The sequence below is a fragment of the Kitasatospora sp. NBC_01560 genome, assembly GCF_045208415.1.
Taxonomy (GTDB): domain Bacteria; phylum Actinomycetota; class Actinomycetes; order Streptomycetales; family Streptomycetaceae; genus Kitasatospora.
In genome coordinates this window covers 2,694,152-2,712,422 of sequence record NZ_CP109364.1, presented here as the reverse complement: position 1 = coordinate 2,712,422, position 18,271 = coordinate 2,694,152, and the positions used below count along the sequence as shown (strand labels likewise).

The 18,271-nt window shown below is 73.4% G+C and carries 16 protein-coding genes; 6 read left to right on the top strand and 10 right to left on the bottom strand.

From position 1 onward, the window contains the following. The 3 genes from OH807_RS11510 to OH807_RS11500 form a co-directional block, all read right to left on the bottom strand. Nucleotides 1–678, bottom strand: coding sequence for a nitroreductase family protein (locus OH807_RS11510; protein ID WP_406197203.1), 678 nt, complete (start codon nt 676–678; stop codon nt 1–3). Nucleotides 679–742: 64 nt separating this feature from the next. Continuing rightward, on the bottom strand, nt 743–2,398 hold the full coding sequence (locus tag OH807_RS11505) for an ABC-F family ATP-binding cassette domain-containing protein (protein WP_406197201.1): 1,656 nt from the start codon (nt 2,396–2,398) through the stop codon (nt 743–745). A 195-nt stretch (nt 2,399–2,593) separates the two neighbouring features. Further along, the gene (locus OH807_RS11500) at nt 2,594–3,790 is read right to left on the bottom strand and encodes a trypsin-like serine peptidase (RefSeq protein WP_406197198.1); all 1,197 of its coding nucleotides are present in this window, start codon (nt 3,788–3,790) and stop codon (nt 2,594–2,596) included. A 555-nt stretch (nt 3,791–4,345) separates the two neighbouring features. On the opposite strand from OH807_RS11500, the gene OH807_RS11495 reads away from it, so the two are divergent. The 3 genes from OH807_RS11495 (at nt 4,346) to OH807_RS11485 (ending at nt 6,744) form a co-directional block, all read left to right on the top strand. Further along, nucleotides 4,346–5,953: an ABC-F family ATP-binding cassette domain-containing protein gene (locus tag OH807_RS11495; RefSeq protein ID WP_406197196.1), complete on the top strand. Its 1,608-nt coding sequence runs from the start codon at nt 4,346–4,348 to the stop codon at nt 5,951–5,953. A gap of 187 nt (nt 5,954–6,140) precedes the next feature. After that, nucleotides 6,141–6,353, top strand: coding sequence for a hypothetical protein (locus OH807_RS11490; protein WP_406197193.1), 213 nt, complete (start codon nt 6,141–6,143; stop codon nt 6,351–6,353). A 19-nt stretch (nt 6,354–6,372) separates the two neighbouring features. Further along, the gene (locus OH807_RS11485; protein WP_406197191.1) at nt 6,373–6,744 is read left to right on the top strand and encodes a toxin Doc; all 372 of its coding nucleotides are present in this window, start codon (nt 6,373–6,375) and stop codon (nt 6,742–6,744) included. A gap of 21 nt (nt 6,745–6,765) precedes the next feature. Here the strand turns inward: OH807_RS11485 and OH807_RS11480 are convergent, their stop codons facing one another. The 7 genes from OH807_RS11480 to OH807_RS11450 all read right to left on the bottom strand — a co-directional run bounded on the left by OH807_RS11480 (nt 6,766) and on the right by OH807_RS11450 (nt 14,296). After that, the gene (locus tag OH807_RS11480; RefSeq protein WP_406197188.1) at nt 6,766–7,464 is read right to left on the bottom strand and encodes a Pr6Pr family membrane protein; all 699 of its coding nucleotides are present in this window, start codon (nt 7,462–7,464) and stop codon (nt 6,766–6,768) included. A 186-nt stretch (nt 7,465–7,650) separates the two neighbouring features. After that, nucleotides 7,651–8,397: a response regulator gene (locus OH807_RS11475; RefSeq protein ID WP_406197186.1), complete on the bottom strand. Its 747-nt coding sequence runs from the start codon at nt 8,395–8,397 to the stop codon at nt 7,651–7,653. Continuing rightward, on the bottom strand, nt 8,394–9,641 hold the full coding sequence (locus OH807_RS11470) for a histidine kinase (RefSeq protein WP_406197183.1): 1,248 nt from the start codon (nt 9,639–9,641) through the stop codon (nt 8,394–8,396). The genes OH807_RS11475 and OH807_RS11470 overlap by 4 nt, the downstream gene beginning before the upstream one ends. Nucleotides 9,642–9,793: 152 nt before the next feature. Beyond that, a complete protein-coding gene (locus tag OH807_RS11465; RefSeq protein WP_406197181.1) occupies nt 9,794–10,174 on the bottom strand; it encodes a hypothetical protein in 381 nt (126 codons plus the stop codon). A 377-nt stretch (nt 10,175–10,551) separates the two neighbouring features. Further along, nucleotides 10,552–11,637 (bottom strand): hypothetical protein, encoded by a 1,086-nt coding sequence (locus OH807_RS11460; protein ID WP_406197179.1) that lies wholly within the window; start codon nt 11,635–11,637, stop codon nt 10,552–10,554. Beyond that, nucleotides 11,634–13,799, bottom strand: coding sequence for a hypothetical protein (locus tag OH807_RS11455; RefSeq protein WP_406197176.1), 2,166 nt, complete (start codon nt 13,797–13,799; stop codon nt 11,634–11,636). The genes OH807_RS11460 and OH807_RS11455 overlap by 4 nt, the downstream gene beginning before the upstream one ends. 29 nt (nt 13,800–13,828) lie before the next feature. Next, nucleotides 13,829–14,296 carry a hypothetical protein gene (locus OH807_RS11450; RefSeq protein WP_406197174.1) on the bottom strand — a complete coding sequence of 156 codons (468 nt, stop codon included), beginning with the start codon at nt 14,294–14,296 and terminating at the stop codon, nt 13,829–13,831. A gap of 291 nt (nt 14,297–14,587) precedes the next feature. Between OH807_RS11450 and OH807_RS11445 the strand changes: the two genes are divergently transcribed. The 3 genes from OH807_RS11445 to OH807_RS11435 all read left to right on the top strand — a co-directional run bounded on the left by OH807_RS11445 (nt 14,588) and on the right by OH807_RS11435 (nt 18,229). After that, a complete protein-coding gene (locus OH807_RS11445; protein WP_406197172.1) occupies nt 14,588–15,745 on the top strand; it encodes a CaiB/BaiF CoA transferase family protein in 1,158 nt (385 codons plus the stop codon). A 10-nt stretch (nt 15,746–15,755) separates the two neighbouring features. Beyond that, complete coding sequence (locus OH807_RS11440) at nt 15,756–16,898, top strand: acyl-CoA dehydrogenase family protein (protein ID WP_406197170.1); 1,143 nt, start codon at nt 15,756–15,758, stop codon at nt 16,896–16,898. 116 nt (nt 16,899–17,014) lie between these two features. Beyond that, nucleotides 17,015–18,229: an acetyl-CoA C-acetyltransferase gene (locus OH807_RS11435; RefSeq protein WP_406197167.1), complete on the top strand. Its 1,215-nt coding sequence runs from the start codon at nt 17,015–17,017 to the stop codon at nt 18,227–18,229. The last annotated feature ends 42 nt before the right edge of the window (nt 18,230–18,271 follow it).

Here is an 18,271-nt window from a genome sequence, read left to right as displayed (position 1 = left end):
TCAGAGGCGCACCAGCACCTCGTCGAGCTCCTTGCGCCGCAGGTCGGGCACGCGCGCGCCGTCCGCCGGGTAGCCGACCGGGATGACGTAGGCGGCCCGTTCCTCGGCCGGCCGTTCGCACACCTCGTTGAGGAACTTCATCGGGCTCGGGGTGTGGGTGAGCGTGGCCAGCCCGGCCTGGTGCAGGGTGGCGAGCAGCAGGCCGACGGCGATGCCCACCGACTCCTTGGTGTAGTACGGGCGCGGCGTCCGCGGGCCCTTGTGCACCTCGAACACCACGATCACCGCGGGCGCGTCCTCCAGGAAGGGCTTCTCCCAGTCGGTGCCGATCGGCGCCAGCGCGGCCAGCCACTCGGCGGAGGCCCGGTGCGCGTAGAACTCGCGCTCCTCCGCCTCGGCGGCCTCGCGCAGCCGCCGCTTGCGCTCCGGGTCGGTGATCACCACGAACCGCCACGGCTGGACGTGCGCGCCGCTGGGAGCGGTGTTCGCGGTGCGGACCGCCCACTCGATCACGCCGTCCGGGACGGGCCGGGTCGAGTAGTCGCGGACGGTCCGGCGCTGCGCCATCACGTCGTGGAAGGACCTGCTGCGTGCCTCGGCCTCGTGGGCGGGCACCGTCATCGGGCGGAGCGGGACGCTCGGGTACGAGGGACCGGCCGCCACTGTGCTGTCAACCATGGGCGACAGCACAGCACATGACGGCCGGTCCGGGAAGAGGTAGAGACCACTTCCCCCTGGACGGTCAGCTCTCCAGGACGCGCCCGTCACGGACCTCGATCCGCCGGTTCACCGCGACGGTGTCCAGCATCCGCCGGTCGTGCGTGACCAGCAGCAGCGTGCCGGTGTACGAGGCGAGCGCGGACTCCAGCTGCTCGATGGCGGGCAGGTCCAGGTGGTTGGTGGGCTCGTCCAGCACCAGCAGGTTCACCCCGCGGGCCTGGAGCAGGGCCAGCGCCGCCCGGGTCCGCTCGCCGGGCGAGAGGGTGGTGGCCGGGCGCATCACGTGCACCGCCTTCAGGCCGAACTTGGCCAGCAGGGTGCGGACCTCCTCCGGGGTCAGCTCCGGCACGGCGGCGGCGAACGCCTCCGCCAGCGGCTCGCCGCCCAGGCTCTGCGCGTTCCCGAAGATGTGCCCGCGCGCCTGGTCCACCTCGCCGACCAGCACGCCGGAGCCCAGTACGGCGCTGCCGGAGTCCAGTTCGAGCCGGCCGAGCAGCGCGGCCAGCAGGGTGGACTTGCCCGCGCCGTTGGCCCCGGTGATGGCGACCCGGTCGGCCCAGTCGATCTGCAGGTCCACCGGGCCGAAGGCGAAGTCGCCGCGGCGGACGGCCGCCCCGCGCAGGGTGGCCACCACCGAGCCGGAGCGCGGCGCGGTGGTGATCTCCATCCGCAGCTCCCACTCCTTGCGGGGCTCGTCGACCACGTCCAGCCGCTCGATCATCCGCTGGGTCTGCCGGGCCTTGGAGGCCTGCTTCTCGGTCGACTCGGACCGCATCGCACGGCCGATCTTGTCGTTGTCGGAGGACTTGCGGCGTGCGTTGCGCACGCCGTGCTCCATCCAGCCGCGCTGCATCCGGGCCCGGGCCTCCAGGCCGGCCTTGGTGTCGGCGTACTCGTCGTACTCCTCGCGCGCGTGCCGGCGGGCCACCGCCCGCTCCTCCAGGTACGCCTCGTAACCGCCGCCGTACAGGTTGACCTGCTGCTGGGCGAGGTCCAGCTCCAGCACCTTGGTCACCGTGCGGGCCAGGAACTCGCGGTCGTGGCTGATCAGCACGGTGCCCACGCGCAGGCCCTTGACGAAGGACTCCAGCCGCTCCAGGCCGTCCAGGTCGAGGTCGTTGGTGGGCTCGTCGAGCAGGAAGACGTCGTAGCGGGAGAGCAGCAGCGAGGCGAGGCCGGCCCGGGCGGCCTGGCCGCCGGAGAGCGCGGTCATCGGCAGGTCGAGCGAGACCTTCAGGCCGAGCGAGTCGGCGACCTCCTCGGCCCGGTCCTCCAGGTCGGCGCCACCCAGCTCCAGCCAGCGGTCCAGGCTCTCCGCGTACGCGTCGTCGGCGCCCGGGCGGCTCTCGACCAGGCCCTCGGTGGCCTCGTCCAGCGCCGCCTGCGCGGCCGACACCCCGGTGCGCCGGGCCAGGAACTCCCGGACGGACTCGCCCTCGCGGCGCTCCGGCTCCTGCGGCAGGTGGCCGACGTTGGCGCTCGCCGGGCTGAGCCGCAGCGAGCCCCCCTCGGGGGTGTCCAGCCCGGCCAGCAGCCGCAGCAGCGTCGACTTGCCGGCGCCGTTGACGCCGACCAGGCCGATCACGTCCCCCGGGGCGACGACCAGGTCCAGGCCGGAGAAGAGGGTGCGGTCGCCGTGGCCGGCGCTGAGGTCCTTGACTACGAGTGTGGCGCTCATGATGACCCCGATTCTAGAAGAGCCGGGGAGCCCGGGGGAGCCGGAGCCCCGGCAGGCGCCGGGGAGCCCGGACGGGCCGGCCGTCGCGCCCGGCCGTGCGCCCGGAAGCGCCGCCGGTGAACGCCCCCGGGAACGCGCGGGGCCCGCAGCGGGAAGGCTGCGGGCCCGGGGGCGGCGCTCAGGGCGTGCCCGAGGTCACTTCTTCTTGGAGATGTACTCCAGCGCGTGCTGGGCGACGTCGTCCAGGTACGGGCCGGCCTCCCAGGTGTTGTCGTTGCCGCCGATGGAGGTGTCCGACACCAGCACCTGCTTGCCGTCCTTGGTGGCGAACCAGCCGCCGCCGCTGTCGCCGCCGGTGCCGTTGCAGCCGATGGTCAGCATCGCCGGGCGGCTCTGGTCGATCGTGTGGCGGACCGGCTTGCCGCTGTCGCAGTGCTCCAGCTCCATGCCGTCGAACGGCTTGCCCGCCGGGTAGCCGTAGCTGCTGACCGCGGTGATCTGGTCACGCGGGGCGTTGAACCAGACCGGCACCGAACCGCCGACGACCTCCTCCAGCGACTTGCTGCTGCCGTCCGGGTTCGCCACCCGGATGATGCCGAAGTCGTACTGGCTCCACGGGCCGCCGTACTCCGGGTCCGCCTCGCTCGCCCAGGTCGGGGAGACGATGCCGGCGACCGCGCCCCACTCGCCGTACGGCTCGGCCTGCGCCAGCGAGGCCTGCTTGCCGCCGCTCAGCACGCCGGTGCTGTTGAACGCCGGGGCGAAGGTGATGTTGGTGTGGGACTTGCCGCCCTTGCCGCCGTGCAGGCAGTGGCTGGCCGTCCAGACCAGGTTGCTCTTGCCCGGGTTGGCCGGGTCGGAGATCACCGTGCCGGAGCAGACGTACTCCTGGGTGCCGTCCTGGAAGAACAGCTTGCCGTTCACGTGGAAGTTCTTCGCGAACGGGTGCGGGACGGGCTTCTCCTCGACCAGCTTCGGCAGCGGGTCGTTGCCGTTGTCCGCCGGCGGCTGGCCGGTCGGCTGGTTCGGCGCCGCGCTGGTGGGCTGGGAGGTCGGATCGTTGCCCGGGCCGGGCTTGGACGGCTTGGCCTTCAGGATCTTCTGGAGGTCCCAGTAGCCCTTCACAGCCGGGGTGATCACGTTCTGCTGGGCGAACTTCTCCCAGTCCTCGTACTTCCACTTCTTCAGCTCGTCGAGGCTGGGCAGCTTGATCGGCGCCGCGCCGGGCTTGTCGGTGCCTGCGGCCGAGGCGGTGGCCGCCGTGGTGGGCGCCGCGCTCTCGGCCCCGGCCGGGTCGGCGTTGTCGGGTCCGCACGCCGTCGCCACGACCATCGTGAGCGCGACGACGGAGGCGCCCAGCGCTGCACGAGCCGTCCGGGATATCGGTGACATGAGTTCAATTCCCCCTGTGGATGAACGCCGTACGGTCCGGGCGGGCCCGGACCGCAGGTATGGCGAATGAGGAGTCTGCCATGCGGATAAGGGCTTCCTTACGCCGACCCTGGACCGGGACGCGGCTGTCACCGGATCGGCACGTGCGTCACCGGATCGGCACCTGCTCGGCACCGAATAAACCGGTTGCAGGGGTCCGCCGGCCTTCGTAACGTGAGAACCGCCACCCGCCAGAACAGGAGAAGGCCGTTGCTCTACTGAGGTCCCGAGACACCGCCCCCGCCGCGATGCAGCCCCGCCGGTACAGCCAAGCCTGTTCGGCCCGGTGCACGTGATGCGTGAGTGTGCGAGTGCGCGACCTCGGTGGTGAGCCGGTCCGGAGCCCCTGACAGCCTGGAGCCCCTGACAGCCCGGAGAGCTCTTGACAGCCCGGAGCCCTTGACGGCCGGTACCCCTCCCGTGCCTCCGCGCACCCCCGCGTCCCCGCCGCGCACACTCCCGCGGTGTCTCCCGTGTTGCTCACCAGACCACAGGCAACCACCCGGGAGGCCATCCATGGCACAACCCAGTACGTCCGTCCTCTGCACCGACCTCGGTTTCGAATGGCCCGACGGCCGAACCGTCCTGGACGGCTTCCACCTCGCCGTCGGCCCCGGCCGGACGGGGCTGATCGGGCTCAACGGGGCCGGAAAGTCCACCCTGCTGCGCCTCGTCGCCGGCGAGCTCACCCCGACCACCGGCAGCGTCAAGGTCGGCGGCGAGCTCGGCTACCTGCCGCAGGGCCTCACCCTCGACACCACCCTGCGGGTCGACGAGGCGCTCGGCGTCCGGGCCGCCCGCGAGGCCCTGCACGCCATCGAGTCCGGCGACACCGACCAGCGCCACTTCGACGCCGTCGGCGACGACTGGGACGTCGAGGAGCGCGCCCGCGCCACCCTCGACCGGCTCGGCCTGCAACGGCTCGGGCTCGACCGCACCACCGGCGAGCTCTCCGGCGGCGAGGCCGTCCTGCTCCGGCTGGCGGCCCTGCTGCTGCGCCGGCCCGACATCCTGTTGCTCGACGAGCCCACCAACAACCTCGACCGGGCCGCCCGCGAGCGGCTCTACGAGACGGTGGCGGGCTGGGGCGGCGTGATGCTGATCGTCAGCCACGACCGCGAGCTGCTCCAGCACGTCGACCAGATCGCCGACCTCCGGGACGGCCAGGTCACCTGGTACGGAGGGAACTTCGCCGACTACGAGCGCACCGTCGCCGCCCAGCAGGAGACGGCCGAGCGGCTGCTGCGCAACGCCGAGGCCGACGTCCACCGCCAGAAACGGGACTTGGTCGAGGCCCGCTCCCGGCTGGAGCGCAGCGCCAGCTACGGCAAGAAGCGCTCGGTCACCCGCAACGACCCGCACATCTTCGCCGGCAAGCTGAAGCGCCAGGGCCAGGAGACGGCCGGCCGGCTCCAGGGCATGCACACCGAGCGGCTGGAGGAGGCCAAGCAGCGGCTCACCGCCGCCGAGGAGGCCGTCCGCGACGACGCCGAGATCCGGATCGACCTGCCGCGCACCGCCGTGCCGGCCGGCCGCACCGTGCTCACCCTGCAGAAGGTCCGGCTGCCGCACGGCGGGACGGTCGAGCTCGACCTGCGCGGCCCCGAGCGGATCGCCCTGATGGGGCGCAACGGCGCGGGGAAGAGCACCCTGCTGCGGGTCGTCGCCGGGGAACTCGCCCCGCTGGAGGGCGAGATCACCACCCCGGTGCCGCTGCGCCACCTGCCGCAGCGGCTCGACCTGCTGGACGACGCGCTCAGCGTCGCGGGGAACGTCAAGCGGTTCGCGCCGACCGCGGGGGACAACGTCGTCCGGGCCCGGCTGGCCCGCTTCCTGTTCCGCGGCGGCCGGGCGGACCAGCCCGCAGCGACCCTCTCCGGCGGTGAGCGGTTCCGCGCCACGCTGGCCGCCCTGTTGCTGGCCGACCCGCCGCCGCAGCTGCTGCTGCTCGACGAGCCGACCAACAACCTCGACCTCGCCAGCGTTCGCCAGCTCACCCAGGCACTCGCCGCCTACCAGGGGGCGCTGATCGTGGCCAGCCACGACGTGCCCTTCCTGCGCGGCCTCGGGATCACCCGCTGGCTGGAGCTGGACGGCGAACTGCGGGCGGTGGAGCCGATGTAGCGGCCGGCGGGGGTGCCCGGGGCGTCGGGGGCGCCGCCCCGGGCCCGGGCGGCGGGCGGCGGGGGACGAGATGCCGGGTGCCGGGTGCCGGGTGCCGGGTGCCGGGTGTCGGGTGCGGGCCCCGGGCCGCCGCGGACCGGTGCCGATCCGGTACCCAACTCCCTTACCCTCCAGTACCATCGGCGCCATGCCTGCGCTCAACATCGAGTACACGGAGCACGAGCTCGCCGCCATCCGCGAGGCCGCCGCCGCCGACGGCAAGAGCATCAAGGCCTACGTCCACGATCTGAGCGTGCGGGAGCAGCAACGGCGGGACTTCGTCGACCACGCGGTGGCGTTCTGGCAGGTGCACCGGGAGGAGTTCGACGCGGCCTTCCCGGAGGACGCGCCCGCCGCGTGAGGCCGGGGGTGCGGGTGTGATGCTGCTCCGGGTCGATCTGCGCTGGCTGCTCGACGTGCAGGAGCGGGCCTCGCCGGAGGACCTCGGCGTCCGGGACTACTCGGCCCTCCAGGCGGCCGTCGCCCGGCACCGGGTGAACACCGCGCAGCTGGGCCACGACGCGGACCCGGCCTGGTGCGCGGCCACCCTGATGCACACGATCGTGCTGCTGCGGCCGCTGCCGGTGCGGAACAACCTCTACGCCTGCATGACCACGGCGGCGTACATGCACGCGGCGCGCGAGGGCATCGACCCGCCGTACGGCGCGCTGGTCGAGCTGGCCCGGGACATCGCGGAGGGCCGGGCGGACGTGTTCGCGGCGGCCGACCGGATCCGCACCTGGAGGATCTGAGCGGCCGCCGCGCCGTCCGGGTCAGGCCTCGGAGCGCTCGGCAGCGGGCTCGCCGGCGGGCTCGGTGGTGCTCGCGGAGCGGGCGGGCCGCAGCTTGCCCGCGATCAGGGTGCCGAGCCGGTCCAGTCCGATCACCGTCGCTGCGAGGACGACGAACTCCACGGTCAGCAGGGCGATCTGACCCCACACGTACCCGTAGCCCTTGGTCGTCGGGTCGAAGAAGAAGTACGGGTAGGGCATCGGGTAGTTGGAGAACAGCGCGTTGCGGGCGAGCACGATCGCGGCGTACCCGAGCGGGAAGGCCAGCCAGAGCGGGACGTCCCGCCAGGCGGAGGCGTTGCGCGGCTTCAGGGTGAGCCAGTCGATGATCACCATCACCGGCGTGACGTAGTGCAGGAAGAACGACGACCAGTGCTGGAGCTTGTCCGGCCCGTCGAACAGGCCGGGCAGCGGGTTGGCACCGTGCTCCAGCAGGATGTGCGAGACCAGACCGGTGATCAGGATGTACAGCGTGGCGGCGCCGCGCAGCCGGGGCGCGGGTGCGTCGGTGGTGCCGCGCTTGGTCATCCAGTACACGGCACCGATGAAGTAGCCGAGCACGATCACGTTGCTCTGGATGGTGAAGTACACCAGCGGCGCGGTCTGCAGGGTCAGGCCGAGGCCCGCCGAGAGCACGATGCCCATGCGCCACCAGAGCGCGGGACTGGTCCGGACTGCCATGCGGCCACCAGTTCGTTTCAGCCGATACGCGCGGTATCGGACGGTAGAGGAGAGAACGTCGTACTCTACTCGCTGGTAGGGCCGGGGTGGAAGAAACGTCACTGCGGCCCCGGACCTGCTCCGCCGCAGGCCCGGGCGCCGTCCCGGGTGCCATTCGGGGAGCTGCCCCGGGCGCCGTCCCAGGAGCTACCCCGGGAGTACGAAGCCCGACTCGTAGGCCGTGATCACGGCCTGGGTGCGGTCCCGGGCGCCCAGCTTGGCCAGCACGCTGCCGACGTGCGTCTTCACCGTCTCCTGGCTGACCACCAGCCGCCCGGCGATCTCGCCGTTGTTCAGCCCGGCGGCCATCAGGCGCAGCACCTGGCCCTCCCGCTCGGTGAGCCGCCCGACCGGCCCCTGCACCGGCGCCGCCGGGCGCCGTCCGGCCGGCGCCCGGCGCAGGGCGAGTTCGCGCACCGCCGCGGGGAAGAGCAGCGACTCCCCGCGGGCGACCAGCCGCACCGCCTGGACCATCTCCTCCGCACTGGCCCGCTTCAGCAGGAACCCGGTGGCGCCGGCCCGCAGCGCGTCGTAGACGTGGTCGTCGTGCTCGAAGGTGGTGACCACGACGATCTTCGGCGGTTCGGTCATGCCACCGACCAGCTGCTCGGTGGCCCGGATCCCGTCGATGCCGGGCATCCGGACGTCCATCAGCACCACGTCCGGGCGCAGCTCGCGCACCAGCGGCACCACCGCGGCGCCGTCGGCGGCCTCGCCGATCACGGTGAGGTCCGGCTCGGCGTCGATCACCACCCGCAGGCCCGTCCGCACCAGCCGCTCGTCGTCCGCGATCACCACCCGGACCGGCCCGCCCGGCGTACCGTCCGCGCTGCCTGTACTGCCTGTACTGCCTGTACTGCCTGTACTGCCCGTCGTGTCCTGCGTCCCGCTCATGGTGTCCCTCCCACCGGCAGCCAGACGGCCAGCCGCCACGTCGTCCCGTCGTCCGCGGGCCCGGCGGTGCAGCCGCCGCGCAGCGCCGCCGCCCGCTCGCCGATCCCGCGCAGCCCGCGGCCGCCACCGGGCCGGCCCGGTCGGCCCGGGCCCAGCGGATTGGTCAGTTCGATCTCCAGCCGCCCGGCCGCCAGGCCGATCCGGAGCCCGGCGGGCGCGGCCGGCCCGGAGTGCCGCAGGACGTTGGTCAGCCCCTCCTGGACGATCCGGTACGCCTCGCGCGAGAACGCGGCCGGCAGCCGGTCCAGCCCGGGCGGCAGCTCGGCGTCGACCGCCAGGCCGGTGCGGGCGAGCTGGCGCAGCAGGTCGATCAGCCCGGCGAGGGTCGGCCCGGCGGGCCCGGGGTCCGCGCGCTCCTCCTCGCGCAGCAGGCCGAGCACGGCGTCCAGCTCGGCGACGGCGGCCCGCGCGGTCTCGCCGATCGCCCGCAGCGCCTCCTCGGCGAACTCCGGGTCGGTCCGCAGCACCCGGGCGGCGGCCGAGGCCTGGATGCCGACCGCGCTGAGCGCGTGGCCGACCGAGTCGTGCAGTTCGCGGGCCAGCCGGTTGCGCTGGGCGAGCACGGTGGCCCGGCGTTCGGCGGCGGCCAGCCGCTCGTCGGGGGTCGGGCCGAGCAGGACGGGCGCCCAGCGCGCGAGCAGGGCGCCGAGCCCGGCGCTGACGGTGACGATCAGGGCCAGCAGCCCGAGGCCCAGCAGTGGCGCGGACGCCCAGGCCGGGAACCCGAACCCCTGCCAGAACCGCACGATCTCGTCGACCCGTGGCCCGCCGAACGGCGCGATCAGCAGCACGACCGCGAACGGCCCCCCGGCCAGGGTCATCCCGCTGACCACCCCGCCGAACAGGATGTGCAGTACGTACCAGCCGGCGGTCCGCCGGCGGGCCGCCCAGGACCGGGCCGGCCCGGTGGCGACCTCCTCCGGCCGGTGCGGCGTGCACAGCGCCCGCGCGGCCGCTCCCTCCAGGGCGCGGACCGTCGGCACCAGCGCGGTGACGGCGGCCATCGGCAGCGACAGGCCGAACGCGGCGAAGTAGAGCGCGATCTGCATCGCCGTCCCGCGCCCCGGGTCGAGCGTCCCGGCCAGCACGTTGGAGAGCATCCAGTAGGGCATCAGCAGCGCGCCGCCCAGTACCAGGTGCACCCAGCGCAGCCGGGCCCGCCGCCCGACCAGCCCGCTCGCCACCCGCCGTGCCGCCGCGCGTCGTGCTGCCCGCCGGGCCGGGTGCGTCCATGCCTGCCCGCCCGTGCCGGAGGCTTGCGCGTCCGGTCCCGCGTCCGGTCCCGCGTCCGGTTCCGTAACCGGGCCGGCGCCCGCCCCTGTGCTCACCTCTGTGCTCACCCCCGTGTCCACCCGGCCGACTCTACGGCAGTGATCTTCCGCGCGGCCGCCCGTTCGGACAGCGCGACCGCGCCGACCACCAGCACCAGCAGCCCCACCATCACCTGCCCGGTCTGCACCAGGGAGAGCAGCCCGGGTACGGCCCGGCGGGAGTCGGTCACCTCGGTGGTCGTCCCCAGCGCCACCAACTGCCAGGCCCCCCAGCCGAACAGCGATCCGGCCGCGGTCCAGGCCACCGCCAGCGGTACCCGCACCCGCCGCGCCGGCCGGATCCGGAACACCAGGACGAGCAGCGCCACCGGGGCGGCCCCGGCCATCGCCGCGACCACCGCGTCGAGCACCATCGACGCGCGGCTGCGCTCCACCACCAGCAGCACCGGGAGCCCCGTCGTCCCGCCCGCCGCCCCCAGGGCCGGACGAAGGCGAGCGCCAGCAGGACGGCGATCGCGTCCATTCCGAAGGTCCGCAGGTTCACGAGCCAGAGCGCGTCCATCGCGGCCGGGTCGTGGACGCCGACCTGGTGGCCGGTCAGCCAGAGCAGCTTGAGCGTCAGATAGGGCAGGGTGGCGGCAACTGCGGTCCAGGCTGCGGCGGCACGCACCCGGTCGGCCGGATTCGTCGAGGTCATGGCCCCCACACTCCCGCCGCCGGGCCGCCGTGCCGTCCTCCCGGCACACGATTCGCCTCCCCCCCGGCGGGGGAGCCGCGGGCCCGGGCCTCCCCCCGCGGGCCCGGGCCGGGACGACGCCGTGGCCTACGGGAGGATCGGCTCGCAGCCGATCGCCGTGCCACCGGCGGTGAGGAACTGCTTCCAGAGGTCCTTGTCGTCGAGGAAGGCCTTGTTCCCGGACCCGGAGGCGACGAGGTTCGTCCGCAGGTGGAAGTACGTGGGCCGCCCCTGGCAGGTGGTGGCCACGTTGTCGCCGGCCGGGCCGATCCAGGTCGCGCGCCCGTAGGCCGGGGTACGGCTCTCCTCCGGGGAGAGGCCGGTGGCCCGCGGGTCGGTGGTGATCCCGAAGGAGGCGAGGATGTCGCCGCTCCACGCGCTGGTGATCTCGCAGGACCAGACGGGAGCGAAGGCCGTGGTGGCCTGCTGGCGCAGCTCGTCGTGGACCTCCTGGTTCCGTGCGGGGGCCAGGCCGGGCAGGCCGCAGACCTTGGCGAGGTCCACCGGCTGGGCCGTCCCCGCGCGGGAGAGCTCCTTCGGTGCCGCCGGTGTTCCGGCTCCGGTTCCGGTTCCGGCCCCTGTTCCGCAGCCGCGGTCCTCGGCGGCCCGGCGGGCGTACCCGGCCGCCAGTCGGGCCAGCCCGTCGGCGCGGTCGCCGTCCGGTCCGTCCTTCCCGGTGCCGACCACGGCCCGCAGACCCCTGGGGCAGCCCTCCGGGAGCAGCGCCCAGGCCCCGGACGACGTCACGGCGCCGGCTGCCGGACCACCGGAGAACAGCCGGGCGTCGGCCGGTGTCCTGGGGGCGGTCTCCGTCGCTTCGAGGGCCATGCCGAAGGACACGGACCGCTCGGACCGCCCGAGGAGTCCGAACGAAACCGTCGCCGTGCACGAGCCGGCCGGGTCGACGGCGCTCGGGGAGTAGCCGTTGCTCCTCCGCTCGCCGATCCGCCCCGGTCCCAGCGCGTCGTGCACGGCATCGGCGGTCGCCGCGCCCCCGCACACGGTGTCCGGCCCCAGCACGTTGGTCAGGTGGTGGACCAGCACCCCCGACACGCCGGCCGTGATCGCCACGATCACGGCCGCCGCCCGCAGGCGCAGCCGCCGGGTGGTGAACCCGCGCCGGGTGAGGGCTTCGTCGACCTTCCCGGGCGTCCCGGGCGTCCTCGGCGTCACGGGTTGCCGAGCGCGTTGTGGTAGGCCCGGGCGATGGACGTGCTGTAGTGCACCCCGGCGCCGTCGGCGAGCTGCTTCGTGACGCTGCCGGGGGCGTTGATGTCCGCCTCCGACACGTTCGACTGGCGCGCCTTCTCCTGGATCATGGCCATCAGCTGGGATTCGCCGGCCGTGTAGTTCTTGCTGACGTCGCCCTGGGCCCTGGTGTCGAGCTCGGCGTTGGCCTTGTTCGCCCAGTCGGAGGTGCCGACGTCGACCACGCGCTGGGCGATGTCACCGAGCGGGAACCACGGGGCGCCCGGGATCCTGAGCATGTTCGCTGCGGTGCCGTAGACGTGGTAGTCCATCTTGGCTTTCCAGTTGTTCTTGAACTGCTCGTCCGACTTGTGGTCGATGAAGGCGTCCGCACGTACCGCGTCGAGGGCCCCGAGGGCCTTGCCGGACTCGTCGATGAAGCCCTGGAACTTCGGGTTCGGACGGCCGGTCACGTCGGGCGTGAAGTTCTCCGGACCGAACTCGTTCATCCGGCGTCCGACCTCCTCGCTCTCGGACAGGTGGATGACGGCGAACGCCTCCGGGTCCTCGGTCACGCCGCGGATGACGCGCAGCAGCTGTTCCCGGCTGGTGCTGAGTCCCTCCGGGTGGGAGGGGCCGGAGAGGTCCTTGCTGAGGATGTCGTGCGTGTCCGCCGGGAACTCGGAGATCATGTTCGCCAGCGGGCGGCGCAGGACGGGGGAGAGGTCGTTCTCGTTGCCGGCCTTGTCCCCGCCGAGGGTGGTGAGCGTCCGGTCCATGATGCGCACCATCGCCTCGTCGTGGGGGCGCACGGGCTTCGCGTTGCCGTGCGGGTCACGGCCGGTCGTGGCGGCCTCCAGGACGTCGGCGAAGGCCGCGTGCGAGCCCGCCTTGAGCGCGGAGGCGGGCATGTTGCCCTCGTAGTCCTGGTTGGGCCACTTGCGGTCCTTGAGCAGGTAGTCGAGGTTCTTGTTGCCACCCGGGTCGAGGAACTCCTTGGACGCCTGCGGGTTGTGGCTCATCGCCCGCATCAGGCCGCCCATCGGGTCGGTGCCCTTGTCGCCCGTCACGGTGTAGAACGGGCCCCAGAGGTCCTCGCCCTTGCGCTTGCTGTTCTTCTCGTAGTCGACGAGGTCGTTGCCGACCTTCTCCAGGAGGCCCTTGTCGTAGTTCCCGCCGGCGCCCATCAGCTGGGTGAGGGCCGGGTAGTTGTCGTTGAACCCGGCCGCCGAACCGCCGGGCGTTCGGGCGGCCCTGAGCAGGTTGTCCTCCCACTCCTTGCCCATGCCGCCGTCCTTGGTGGCGGTGGCGAGCACCTGGGAGAGGCTGTTGTAGACGTCCTGGTAGCCCTTGGCGTTGTGGTCGCCGTGGGCGAAGTCGTTGTAGTGCTTCGAGTACTCCAGCAGCGCCTCGGGGCCGTTCCTGCCCCCGGCGTTGAGGCTGTTGAGCAGGGTGGTGGAGAAGGACGTGGAGTCGGCGCCGCCGGACATCAGGGCCTGCAGCTGCCTGAGCTGGTCGTCGGAGAGGCTCTGGCCCTTGCCCATCAGGTCGGCGGCCCGCCTGGCGTCGGCCGCGTCGCCGCCGCCGTACGGGCTGGCGTTGAAGGAGGTGGTGCTGGTGCCGACGTCGCCCTGGAGGGCCGCGGAGGCGCGCTGGTCGGCGGCGGTGGCCTTGTTCACGGCGTTGGTCAGGCGGGCGGAGAGCGCCTCGGCCTTGCCCGTCATGTCGGCCTGGTAGGCGCGCACGGTCTGCTGGAAGTCGGGGTCGTTGTGGCCGGCGCTGGACATCGGATCCCAGCTGATGGTGCCGTCGGCGGCGACCTTGAGCTTCTGCTGGTCCGCGTCGTGGAGCGCGGCGTCGAGGTCCTTGCGGGCGGCGGTGAAGTCCTCGCCCGCGTCCTTGATGATCGCGGCGAGGGCCTTGGCGACGCCGGTGGCCTGGCTGAAGTCGGTGTCGACGCCCTGGAGCGCCCGGCCCGCGTCGTCGGCGGCCGCGCCCTCCCAGCCGGCCCGCTGAGGGGTGTTGGTGAGTTCCCGGCCGACCCGGCCGTCCAGCGATTCCAACGCCTTGGCCATGCTGGTCCAGGCCTCGGCGGTCTCCGTGACACCGGAGAAGTCGGCCTCGTGCAGTTCCTGGTAGGACACCATGCGGTGGGGCTCCTCTGTTCTCTCGGGTCTCAGCCGCTGAACTGGCCGGCGGTGGCGTGGTCGTTGGCCTGGTAGCTGCGCTGGGTGGTTTCGAGGTTCTCGGCGGTGTGGGTCAGCTTGTTGTGCAGGGCCGTGCACTGCTGGAGCCAGCGTTCGGTCGAACCGGTGAGCGCGCCGCCGAAGGAGAAGCCGCGCATCCGGGTGGCCGCCGTGCTCGCGTGTTCGGCGAGGTTGTTGCCGCCCTTGCCGTTGGCGTTGTCGAGGTCGGTGGCGATCTGCCGGGCGATGCCGCCCGAGGCGCCGAGCTCGGACGGGTGGTCGAGCCGGGTGGTGCCGGCGGACGGGGCCGGGCCGGGGGCCGGGTTCGGCGTCGGGGCGGCGAAGGGCGAGGGGCCGGGCGCGGAGATCGGGATGACGGTGCCCGGTGCCGGGTTGCGCGGCGTGCCCGGCGGTGACGCCGGTGCGACCGGTCCGGTGGTGAACCCTGGGTTGCCCATGGAATCCGCTCTCTTCCTCCGACCGGCGGCCGGAACCCCTCCAACAGACAGGGCGGCCGGATCGGCCCCCTCGTCGGTGTACCGACGCACCGTCAGTCGCTTCGGTTGCGCGGTGCACGTCAGGGATCCGTCAAGATCGTGGGCGGCCCGCAGGGGGGCGGACGGCCCCGGCGCACCGGCGGGCGGACGGCCCCCGGCGCACCGGCGCCGAGGTCTTGTTACCGGCGAGTCGCTTCCCTATCATCGCGAGTGTGACAGCTTCACTGTCAAACCCGAGAGGCAGGAGCGGCCGTGCGTGACACCAGCAGTCCCGGCCCGCTGGCCGGCGTCCGCGTGGTCGAGCTCGCCGGGATCGGACCGGGCCCGTTCGCCGCCATGCTGCTGGCCGACCTCGGCGCCGACGTGGTGCGCGTCGACCGGCCGAACGCCTCGCCGCTCGGCATCGACCCGGCGTACGACGTCACCAACCGCAACAAGCGCTCGGTGCTGATCGACCTCAAGGCGCCCGAAGGCCCCGGCCGGGTGCTCGACCTGGTCGAGCGCGCCCAGCTGTTGATCGAGGGCTACCGCCCCGGCGTCGCCGAACGCCTCGGCGTCGGCCCGGACGCCTGCCTGGCCCGCAACCCCGCCCTGGTCTACGGCCGGATGACCGGCTGGGGCCAGCACGGCCCGCTCGCCGCCCGGGCCGGCCACGACATCGGGTACTCGGCGGTGGCCGGCGTCCTCGGCATGATCGGCCCGCCCGACGGCCCGCCCGCGATCCCGGCCAACCTGCTCGGCGACTACGCCGGCGGCTCGCTCTACCTGGTCGTCGGCCTGCTCGCCGCCCTGCACCACGCCCGCACGACCGGGGCCGGCCAGGTGGTCGACGCCGCCATCGTGGACGGCGCCGCCCACCTCAGCTCCGCGCTCTGGGGCCTGCTGGCCTCCGGCCAGTGGCAGGACCGCCGAGGCGTCAACCTGCTCGACGGCGGCGCGCCGTGCTACGCCGTCTACCTCGCCGCCGACGGCGGCCACCTCGCCGTCGGCGCACTGGAGCCGCAGTTCTACGCCGAGTTCGCCCGGCTGCTGGAGCTCGGCCCGGACGCGCCCGGCCAGTGGGACGTCGCCCGCTGGCCCGAGCTGCGCACCCTGATCGCCGCCCGCTTCGCCACCCGGACCAGGGCCGAGTGGGAGGCCGTCTTCGCCGGCTCCGACGCCTGCGTGGAGCCTGTCCTGACCATGCGTCAGGCCGCCGCCCACGAACACCTGGTGGCCCGCGGGACGTACGTCGGGGCGGACGGCTTCACCCAGCCCGCCCCCGCCCCCCGGTTCTCCGCCACCCCCGGCACGCTGCGCCGGCCACCGGCCCGGCCGGGTGCCGACACCGCCGAGGTCGCCCGCGACTGGGGCGTGCCGGGCCTGTGCTCCCCGAACGCCGCGCCGTCCTCGAACCCCGAGGCCCGATAAGGAGTTTGCCGTGCAACGCGACATCTACACCGAGGAGCACGAGGACTTCCGGGCAACCGTCCGGTCGTTCCTGGCCAAGGAGGTGCTGCCGCACTACGAGCGCTGGGAGAAGGCCGGCATCGTCGACCGGTCCGCCTGGACCGCCGCCGGCCGGCAGGGTCTGCTCGGCATCGCCGCCCCCGAGGAGTACGGCGGCGGCGGCAGTACGGACTTCCGCTACGCCGCCGTGCTGGCCGAGGAGTTCGCCCGGGCCGGCGCCTCCGGGCTGGCGATCGGCCTGCACAACGACATCATCGGCCCCTACCTCACCTCGCTCGCCACCGAGGAGCAGAAGCGCCGCTGGCTGCCCGGCTTCTGCAGCGGCGAGCTGATCACCGCCATCGCGATGACCGAGCCCGGCACCGGCTCCGACCTCCAGGGCATCCGCACCCAGGCCGTCGACCAGGGGGACCACTACCTGCTCAACGGCGCCAAGACCTTCATCTCCAACGGCATCCTCGCCGACCTGGTGGTCGTGGTCGCCCGCACCACCCCCGACGGCGGCTCGCGCGGGCTGAGCCTGCTGGTGGTCGAGCGCGGCATGCCCGGCTTCGAGCGCGGCCGCAACCTCGACAAGATCGGCCAGAAGGCCCAGGACACCGCCGAGCTGTTCTTCGAGGACGTCCGCGTCCCGAAGGAGAACCTGCTCGGCGAGGAGCACGGGGGCTTCGTCCACCTGATGCAGAACCTCGCCCAGGAACGGCTCGCCATCGCCGCCGCCGCGATCGCGGGCGCCGAGCACCTGGTCGAGATCACCACCGCGTACGTCAAGCAGCGCGAGGCCTTCGGCCGGCCACTCGCCAAGCTCCAGCACGTGCGGTTCGAGATCGCCGAGCTCGCCACCGAGTGCGCCGTCACCCGGGCCTTCGTGGACCGCTGCATCACCGAGCACAACCGCTACGCGCTGACCCCGGCGGACGCCTCGATGGCCAAGTGGTGGGCCACCGAACTACAGAAGCGCACCGCCGACCGGTGCCTCCAACTCCACGGCGGGTACGGGTACATGAGCGAGTTCCCGGTCGCCCGCGCGTTCACCGACGGCCGGATCCAGACCATCTACGGCGGGACGACGGAGATCATGAAGGAGATCGTCGGCCGTTCCCTCCTCGGCTGACCGCGTTCGCCCGCGGCCGGCTGCGGCCTGCCTCCGGATCCCGCCACCCGACCCGCTCCCCCGTGCCCCCCGAGCCCCTCCGCCCGGTCCGCCCCTCGCCCGAAAGGCCCTCCACCGTGACCACCGAAGCGTACGTCTACGATGCGATCCGCACCCCGCGCGGCCGGGGCAAGGCCACCGGCTCGCTGCACGGCACCAAGCCGATCGACCTGGTCGTCGGCCTGATCCACGAACTTCGCCGCCGCTTCCCCGGCCTGGACCCGGCCGCCGTCGACGACATCGTGCTCGGCGTGGTCAGCCCGATCGGCGACCAGGGCTCCGACATCGCCCGGATCGCCGCCATCGCGGCCGGTCTGCCCGACACCGTCGCCGGAGTGCAGGAGAACCGCTTCTGCGCCTCCGGCCTGGAGGCCGTCAACCTGGCCGCCGCCAAGGTCCGTTCGGGCTGGGAGGACCTCGTCCTGGCCGGCGGTGTGGAGTCGATGTCCCGGGTCTCGATGGGCTCCGACGGCGGCGCCTGGGCGATGGACCCGATGACCAGCTACGAGACCGGCTTCGTCCCGCAGGGCGTCGGCGCCGACCTGATCGCCACCATCGAGGGCTTCTCCCGCACCGACGTGGACGCCTTCGCCGCCGAGTCCCAGGCCCGCGCCGCCAAGGCCCAGGCGGACGGTCTGTTCGACCGCTCGGTCGTCCCGGTCCTCGACCGCAACGGCCTCGTCGTGCTGGACCGCGACGAGTTCATCCGCCCCAGCACCACCGTGGAGACCCTGGCCGGCCTCAAGCCCTCCTTCGCCGGCATCGGCGACGCCGGCGGCTTCGACGCCGTCGCCCTGCAGAAGTACCACTGGGTGGAGGCCATCGACCACGTCCACCACGCCGGCAACTCCTCCGGCATCGTGGACGGCGCCGCCCTCGTCGCCATCGGCAACCGGGAGATCGGCGAGCGCTACGGGCTGCGCCCGCGCGCCCGCATCGTCTCCGCCGCCGTCTCCGGCTCCGAGCCGACCATCATGCTCACCGGCCCGGCCCCCGCCACCCGCAAGGCACTCGCCAAGGCCGGGCTCACCGCCGCCGACATCGACCTGGTCGAGATCAACGAGGCCTTCGCCGCCGTCGCCCTGCGCTTCATCCGCGAGATGGGCTTCCGGCACGACCAGGTGAACGTCAACGGCGGCGCGATCGCCCTGGGCCACCCGCTCGGCGCCACCGGCGCGATGCTCCTCGGCACCCTGATCGACGAACTGGAGCGGCGCGACCAGCGCTACGGCCTGGCCACCCTCTGCGTCGGTGGCGGCATGGGCATCGCCACCATCGTCGAGCGCATCTGACCCCGCCGCATCCGACCGCCTCATTTCCCCGGAGACCCCACC

Excerpts from the sequence above, each read along its gene's own strand:
- OH807_RS11500 (WP_406197198.1), bottom strand. The coding sequence starts at position 3,790 with ATGTCACCGATATCCCGGACGGCTCGTGCAGCGCTGGGCGCCTCCGTC.
- OH807_RS11510 (WP_406197203.1), bottom strand. The coding sequence starts at position 678 with ATGGTTGACAGCACAGTGGCGGCCGGTCCCTCGTACCCGAGCGTCCCG.
- OH807_RS11450 (WP_406197174.1), bottom strand. The coding sequence starts at position 14,296 with ATGGGCAACCCAGGGTTCACCACCGGACCGGTCGCACCGGCGTCACCG.
- OH807_RS11490 (WP_406197193.1), top strand. The coding sequence starts at position 6,141 with ATGCCTGCGCTCAACATCGAGTACACGGAGCACGAGCTCGCCGCCATC.
- OH807_RS11455 (WP_406197176.1), bottom strand. The coding sequence starts at position 13,799 with ATGGTGTCCTACCAGGAACTGCACGAGGCCGACTTCTCCGGTGTCACG.
- OH807_RS11475 (WP_406197186.1), bottom strand. The coding sequence starts at position 8,397 with ATGAGCGGGACGCAGGACACGACGGGCAGTACAGGCAGTACAGGCAGT.
- OH807_RS11480 (WP_406197188.1), bottom strand. The coding sequence starts at position 7,464 with ATGGCAGTCCGGACCAGTCCCGCGCTCTGGTGGCGCATGGGCATCGTG.
- OH807_RS11495 (WP_406197196.1), top strand. The coding sequence starts at position 4,346 with ATGGCACAACCCAGTACGTCCGTCCTCTGCACCGACCTCGGTTTCGAA.
- OH807_RS11485 (WP_406197191.1), top strand. The coding sequence starts at position 6,373 with ATGCTGCTCCGGGTCGATCTGCGCTGGCTGCTCGACGTGCAGGAGCGG.
- OH807_RS11505 (WP_406197201.1), bottom strand. The coding sequence starts at position 2,398 with ATGAGCGCCACACTCGTAGTCAAGGACCTCAGCGCCGGCCACGGCGAC.